Source organism: Nocardiopsis sp. SBT366, assembly GCF_001083815.1.
GTDB lineage: Bacteria > Actinomycetota > Actinomycetes > Streptosporangiales > Streptosporangiaceae > Nocardiopsis > Nocardiopsis prasina.
On the sequence record NZ_LAVM01000140.1, the window covers coordinates 1 to 6,656 of the forward strand.

Here is a 6,656-nt window from a genome sequence, read left to right on the forward strand (position 1 = left end):
TTCCGCCCGTGGAGACCCGGCTGGGCCCCACTCAGGCCTTCCGCGCCTCGGGTGGGACCGGTACGCCGGTCCTGGTCCTCTCGGGCACCAACTTCAACGCCGCCCCCACGGTCCCCACCGCCCGCCGCACCGCGCTGGTCACCGGCGCCTCCTCCGGGATCGGCGCCGCCGTAGCCGCCGCCCTGGTCCAACGCGGCTACCGCGTGTTCGGCACCAGCCGCGACCCGGCGGCGGTCCCGGCTCCGGTGCCGGGGGTCGAGTACCTGGCCCTGGACCTGACCGACTACGCGTCCGTCGAGGCCTGCGCGCACGCCGCTGGTGAGGTGGACGTGCTCGTCAACAACGCGGGCGAGAGCCAGAACGGACCCATCGAGGAACTTCCCATGGACGCCGTGGAGCGGGTGTTCCGGCTCAACGTGTTCGGCGCGGTCCGCCTCACGCAGCTGGTCCTGCCCGGAATGCGGGCCCGTGGCCACGGGCGCGTGGTGATGGTGGGATCGATGCTGGCCAGCTTCCCGTTGGCCTACCGGTCCTCCTATGTCGCGACCAAGGCGGCGGTGAAGGGGTTCGCGGACGCCGCGCGGCGCGAGGTCTCCCCCTACGGGGTGGGCGTGACCACCGTGGAGCCGGGGTCGATCAACACCGGCATCAGCGAGCGGCGCACCCAGTACGTGGGTGAGGACTCGCCCTTCCGGGACGAGTACCGGACCATGGTGAACACGCTCAACGCCAACGAGGCCAAGGGGATCTCGGCTGAACGGGTGGCGGCGACGGTGCTGCGCGCGGTCGAAGCGAAGCGGCCGCGACCGCTGTACGCGGTGGGCAGCAACGCGCCGCTGGTGTTCGCGCTCCGTCGGTTGCTGCCCCGAGCCGCGATGCTGGGAGTCGTGGCCCGCAAACACGGGCTGAGGTGAGGCCCCGGGTCGGCCTGGTGCGGGGAGCCCGCCGTGAGCGGCTGCGCCGGGTCCCTTAGGTTGGCCCTGACAGGCATCCGACCTCCGGAGGTACACGCGTGACCAGTGTCGTGAAGTTCAACGTCCTGACCGTCCCCGAGGGCGGGGGCGCCACGTTGGAGGAGAGGTTCGCCAAGCGGGCCGGGCTCGTGGAGGACCAGGAGGGATTCGAGGAGTTCCAGCTCCTGCGGCCGGTCGAGGGTACCGACAAGTACCTGGTCTACACCCGCTGGCGGTCCGAGGAGGACTTCCAGAACTGGGTGAACGGGCAGGCCTTCCGCAAGGGCCACGCGCAGGCGGCGGCCGACGCCAGGAAGGACGGCCAGGCCCACGGCGGTCACGGCGGCCCGGCGGCGTCCAACAGTGAGATCTGGGGCTTCGAGGTCGTCCAGCACGTCAAGGCCCGCTGACCCCGCACCGGCCCCGGCCTCACCGCCGCGACCGCTCCGGTCTGCGGGCCTCGATCAGGTGGCGGGAGGAGTGGGCCACGAACGGCCCCCGTTCCTCGATCTGTTCGTGCAGCTCCCGGAGCCGGTCGCGGTGGGAGTGCACGGTGAAGCCGGGGACCATCCACACGACCTTGCGCAGGAAGTACGCGACCGCGCCCACGTCATGGAACTCCATCCGGAGTCGCTCCGACCTGAGGTCGACGACCTCCAGACCGGCGGCTTCGGCCCCGGCCCGGTCGTGCTCCGGGTGACGGGCCCCGCGCGTCTCAGGGGGCTGCGGGCCGAGGAAGTACTCGACCAGTTCGAACACGCTCGACGGCCCCACGTGCTGTGCCAGATAGGTGCCCCCGGGAGCGAGGACGCGGGCGATCTCGTCCCACCAGACGGTGACGGGGTGGCGACACACGACCAGGTCGAAGGCGGCGTCGGCGAAGGGCAGCGGGGGTTCGTCGGGGTCGGCGACCACCGCCACTCCCCTGGGGTGCAGCAGCCGGGTGGCCGCGGGGACGTTGGGCGGCCACCCCTCGGTCGCGACGGTCAGCGGCGGGTGCGTGGGGACACCGGCCAGGACTTCGCCGCCCCCGGTCTGGATGTCGAGGGCAGCGGTGGCGCGGGCCATCCTCTCTCCCATGAGGCGCTGGTAGCCCCAGGAGGGGCGCTGCTCGGTGGCGCGGCCCTCGAACCAGGAGAAGTCCCAGCCCTCGGTCGGTTCGGCGGCGGCCTCGTCGAGGAGGTCCTGGAAGTCTCGGCTCATGGACGCATCGTCGCCCAACACCGCGGCCCGGGTCCAACCGGTTTCACCGGGGCCGGGGTCGACCGCACCCCGGCACGTCCCGGATCGACCGGCCTGAAATGGCTTGCGGGGCTCGAGGACCCGCCTGTATAACTTCGGGAGCCGCGAACGACCCCCGGCGCGGCGATGACGAGAAAGGAGGCACATCCGATGTTCCCCGTGATCACCGCGTCCGTGTCCTCCCGGGTCGACGACCACCGTTGACCCCGGCTACGGCGGGCGCACACACCGAAGGTGCAGCCTTGACCGTTCTTCCGAACGACCTGACCATCCGCCCCATCACCGGTCCCGAGGAGCTCGATCTCTTCAACCGGTTGCCGTACCTGCTCAACGACGAACTCGCCGACGACCTCACCCAGGGTCGTCGACGTCCCTCCTGGATGTGGGTGGCCCTCGACGGCGACCGCCTCCTGGCCCGCCTGTCCTGGTGGTGCCGGCCCCAGGACGACGCCCCCTTCCTCCTGGACCTGCTCGACGTGGACGACGACGCAGACGACGTCGACCGCGTGGCCGTGGCCAGCGAACTGCTGCGCACCGCCAACGCCGCCCTGTTCCCCGACGGAGTGCCGATCCCCCAGGGCACCACTCCCCCGCCGGAGTTCCTACGCTTCGACGTCGCCGACTGGCGTGAGGACGAGCGTTCCCGTCGCCGGGTGGAGGAACGTCTGGCGGTGGTCGAGGCGTCGGGCGCGGTACCGCTCGTCGAGCGTCTGCGCTTCGGGTGGAGGAACGCGAACCCGCTTCCGGAGGACAGCGGGCGCCTGGCCTTCCGTGGCATCGAGGGCACCGAGGACATCCTCGGCCTCATGGCCCGTGCCCTGGAGGGCACCTTGGACACCCACGACCGCCTGGACCTGCGGGAACGCTCCGCCGAGGAGGTGGCGGCGGCCAACTTCGCCGACGAGTTCGCCAACTACGCGACACCGCGCTCCTGGTGGCGGGTGGCCATGCTCCCGGACGGCACCCCGGTGGGCTTCGTGATCCCGGCGCGCAACGCCTACCACCCGATCATCGCCTACATCGCGGTGCTGCCCGAGCACCGGGGCAACGGCTATATCGACGACCTGCTCGCCGAGGGGACCCGCGTCCTGGCGAGCGAGGGCGCCACGTACGCCCGAGCCGCCACGGACGTGGGCAATGTCCCCATGGCCCGGGCTTTCACCCGCGCCGGGTACGAGACCATCAGCGGCGTGGTCAACATGACCTGGTCGCGATAGGTCCCCGCCTCCCGGGTCGGGAGGGGCGTCGCGGCGCCGCTCCCGTCCCGGACCAGGGGCCCTGGGCAGCGGCTCCCGACCAGGGGCCCCTGGTCAGCGGATCCCAGCCGAAGGGCTCCTGGTCAACGGGCTCCTGGTCAACGCATCCCGGTCAACGGATCCCGGTCAACGGGCCCCCGCGATGACGCGACCGGTCTCCGCGACCGCCGCGATCAGGTCCTGGGGGTCCGCCGTCATCCCGGCGACCACGAAGTCCACCTCCTCCAGCCCGGCTCTGGACAACAGGGTCTTGTCGTTGGTCACCCACTCGCCGCGCGCCGCCAGCACGGCGTGGCCCGCGTACGAGGCGGCCTGGGCGATCAGTCCAGCGCACTGGGCCACCCTCCCGTGCGGGGCGTGATGGCGCTCCGCGTAGGCGAGGGTGGCCGAGGCGAATCCGCGCCAGCGCGGCGGAGCCTCGCGCCGGAGCGCGTCGGGGTAGGCGGGTCGGGGCAGGTCACCGACCAGGACCCGGCCCACGGCGAGTTCGGCGACCACCAGGTACGTGGGGATGCCCACCAGGTGGAACAGGAGGGGCTCCACGTCGAACCGCCCGTGTTCGGCCTCGGCCAGCTGGTGCTCCACCACGTCGAGGTCGCGGTAGTGCACGTCCACCGGGCGGCCGTCGATCCTCAGCCAGGCGCCGCCGTTGAACACGCCCTCGCTCCAGCCACCGAACTCGGAGACCTCACCCTCCCAGCCGACGTCGCGCAGGGCTCGGGGTGAGAACCCCCCTTGGGAGCCGCGGTAGTAGACGGCGAGGTCCCAGTCGCTGTCGGGCCGGTGGGTCCCCTGGGCGCGCGATCCGCCGAGACTCACCGCCTCGATGCCTGGGAGGGCGGCGAGCCGATCGGCGGTGGTCGCGAGGAAGCGTTCGTCGGAGAGGGTCATGACTTCCATGATGGCCGTTGCGGTCCGGAGCGCGCTTCCGCGTCCTCCAGTCTGTGGAAAACCGGTGGGCGACGAGCCGCGGCGGATCCTAGGCTGCGGGCATGGAGCTGCCCCGTTTCAAGGACCCCGTCCTGTGCTCGCTGCGCGCGGAGGAGGTCCGCGTGGGCCTGTCCGGGGCCCGGGTCTTCCGTCTGTACGACGAAGCGGACCGGCCGGTCGCGGTGTTCAAGGGAGTGCCGCCAGACCGCCCCGACCTCGCGAGGGACCTCGACGGCGAGATCTCCCGGACCGCGTGGATGGCCCGGTTCGGTCTGTCGACACCGCGGGTGTTGGAGCGCGAGTCGCGAGAGGACGGGCCGCCCCGGTGGGTGGTCTCCACGCACCTGCCCGGTGTCGCGGCCCACGAGCCGGAGACCGCCCGCGCGCACCCCCGGCTGGTCGAGCTGCTGGCCGAGGCGGCCCGCACGATCCACGCGTCGGAGGTCGCCGCGGTGGAGGTCTTCCGCGAGCGGTTGGAGGAGAACCTGGAACGGGCCCGGGAGCGGGTGGCAGCCGGTCTGGTCCACCGCTCCTGGCGAGGCAGCCGCTACGCCGGAACCGACCCGGCCCGCGCTCTGGCGGAGGTGGAGCGTCGGGTCGGGCGGGCGGGCGCGCTGCCGGAGGTGGTGACCCACGGGGACTTCTGCCTGCCGAACGTTCTGGTCACCGCTGACGGGGGTTGGGGCCTCGTGGACCTCGGTCAGGCCGGTGTGGCGGATCCGCACCGGGACCTGGCCGCGATGGTGGGAAGCCTGCTCAGCCCGTTGAACCCCCAGTTCGGCCAGGCGGACGCGGACCGGTTCCTGGACGCCTACGGTCGGGACCGCGTCGACCCCGAACTGCTCTCGCTGCACTTCGGGGTCGACGACTTCTTCTGGCCGGTGCCCCCGGCGTGACCCGGCCCTGGCGGTCAGGGCTCCAACGCGTCGTCACCCCGCTTCCCCTGCGGCCTGCCGTTCCCGTTGCCGTTGCCGTTGCCGTTCCCGTTGCCATTGCCGCCGTTCGACGGCCCGCCCCTGCGCCGGTGCTGGCGGCGGAGCCTGCGTGAGCGGGCGGACAACGGGGTGCGACGGCCCCGCTGGGCACCGGAGCCCTCCGCCGTTTCCGCCTGGAGCGCTCTGACCAGGGAGAACATCATGAAGAAACCGATCACGAAGAACGGCAGCCCGAACACGATGATGGTCTGTTGCAGCGCGTCCAACCCGCCCACTCCGGAGGCGGTGAGCACGGTCGCGGCCACCACCCCCTCGGTGATGCCCCAGAACACCCGTTGGCGGGTCGGGGACTCCTCCGTTCCCGAACAGAGCATGTCCACCACCAGGGACGCCGAGTCCGACGAGGTGGTGAAGAAGATGATCACGATGACGATGCACATGGCCGAGACGAAGGTGGTCCACGGGTAGTGCGTGAGGAACGAGAACAGCGCGCCGGGGATGTCTCCCTGATCGACGACCTCCTCGACCAGACCGCCGCCCTGGTTCATCTCGATGTCGAAGGCCGACAGGCCGAACACGCTGAACCACACGATGCTGAAGGCCGTGGGCAGCCCCAGCACGCCGAGCACGAACTCGCGGATGGTGCGGCCCCGCGAGATGCGTGCGATGAAGATGCCGACGAACGGTGACCACGTGATGGTCCAGGCCCAGTAGAAGACCGTCCACGTGCCCTGCCAGCCGGTGTTGCCGAAGGTGTCGTTCCAGAACGAGAGGGGGATGAGCCACTGCGCGTACACGCCGGTGGTCTCGATGACTCCCTTCGCCAGGTAGAGGGAGGACCCGGCGGCGAACACGAACACCAGCAGCGCGACCGCGATGATGATGTTGATCTGGGAGAGCCACTTGATGCCGACGTCCAGGCCTGAGGCCACGGAGATCACCGCGACGCAGGTGACGATGGCGATGAGGATCACCTGGTTGAGGCGGCTCTCCTGAATCCCGAACAGTGTGTTGAGCCCACTGTTGATCTGCATGGTGCCCAGGCCGATGGTGACCGCCACACCGAAGAGGGTGCCCAGGACCGCGAAGATGTCGATCGCCCGGCCGAACGGTCCGTTGACGCGGTCGCCGAGGAAGGGGTGGAAGATCGAGCTCACCCGGAAGGGCAGGCCCTTGCGGTACACGAAGTAGGCGAAGGCCAGGGCCGGCAGGCAGAAGATCGTCCAGGTGTGCAGACCGAAGTGGTACAGCGTGAAGCCCATGGCCTGGTGCGCGGCCTCGACGGTCTCCGGATCGGCGTTGCCCTGAGGGGGGTTGGCGTAGTGGCTGATGGGTTCGGC

At 71.0% G+C, this 6,656-nt stretch carries 7 protein-coding genes; 4 read left to right on the forward strand and 3 right to left on the reverse strand.

Annotation, left to right across the window (positions count from 1 at the left end):
- Nucleotides 1–71: 71 nt before the first annotated feature.
- Together ADX84_RS24605 and ADX84_RS24610 are read left to right on the forward strand one after the other, a co-directional pair.
- Entirely contained in the window at nucleotides 72–914 is an 843-nt protein-coding gene (locus ADX84_RS24605; protein WP_049579786.1) for an SDR family oxidoreductase, read from the forward strand.
- Between the two features lie 98 nt (nucleotides 915–1,012).
- Nucleotides 1,013–1,363, forward strand: coding sequence for an antibiotic biosynthesis monooxygenase (locus tag ADX84_RS24610; protein WP_049579775.1), 351 nt, complete (start codon nucleotides 1,013–1,015; stop codon nucleotides 1,361–1,363).
- 19 nt (nucleotides 1,364–1,382) lie between these two features.
- Here the strand turns inward: ADX84_RS24610 and ADX84_RS24615 are convergent, their stop codons facing one another.
- On the reverse strand, nucleotides 1,383–2,156 hold the full coding sequence (locus ADX84_RS24615; protein WP_049579777.1) for a class I SAM-dependent methyltransferase: 774 nt from the start codon (nucleotides 2,154–2,156) through the stop codon (nucleotides 1,383–1,385).
- Between the two features lie 281 nt (nucleotides 2,157–2,437).
- Here ADX84_RS24615 and ADX84_RS24620 point away from each other — a divergent pair, with 281 nt between their 5' ends.
- On the forward strand, nucleotides 2,438–3,412 hold the full coding sequence (locus tag ADX84_RS24620) for a GNAT family N-acetyltransferase (protein ID WP_049579778.1): 975 nt from the start codon (nucleotides 2,438–2,440) through the stop codon (nucleotides 3,410–3,412).
- A gap of 165 nt (nucleotides 3,413–3,577) precedes the next feature.
- On the opposite strand, the gene ADX84_RS24625 is transcribed toward ADX84_RS24620, so the two are convergent.
- On the reverse strand, nucleotides 3,578–4,342 hold the full coding sequence (locus ADX84_RS24625) for a nucleotidyltransferase domain-containing protein (protein ID WP_049579780.1): 765 nt from the start codon (nucleotides 4,340–4,342) through the stop codon (nucleotides 3,578–3,580).
- 101 nt (nucleotides 4,343–4,443) lie between these two features.
- Between ADX84_RS24625 and ADX84_RS24630 the strand changes: the two genes are divergently transcribed.
- Nucleotides 4,444–5,277: an aminoglycoside 3'-phosphotransferase gene (locus tag ADX84_RS24630; protein WP_049579782.1), complete on the forward strand. Its 834-nt coding sequence runs from the start codon at nucleotides 4,444–4,446 to the stop codon at nucleotides 5,275–5,277.
- 14 nt (nucleotides 5,278–5,291) lie between these two features.
- Here ADX84_RS24630 and ADX84_RS24635 read toward each other — a convergent pair.
- Nucleotides 5,292–6,656, reverse strand: a 1,365-nt coding sequence (locus ADX84_RS24635; protein WP_049579784.1) for a BCCT family transporter, incomplete at its 5' end; no start/stop codon positions are given.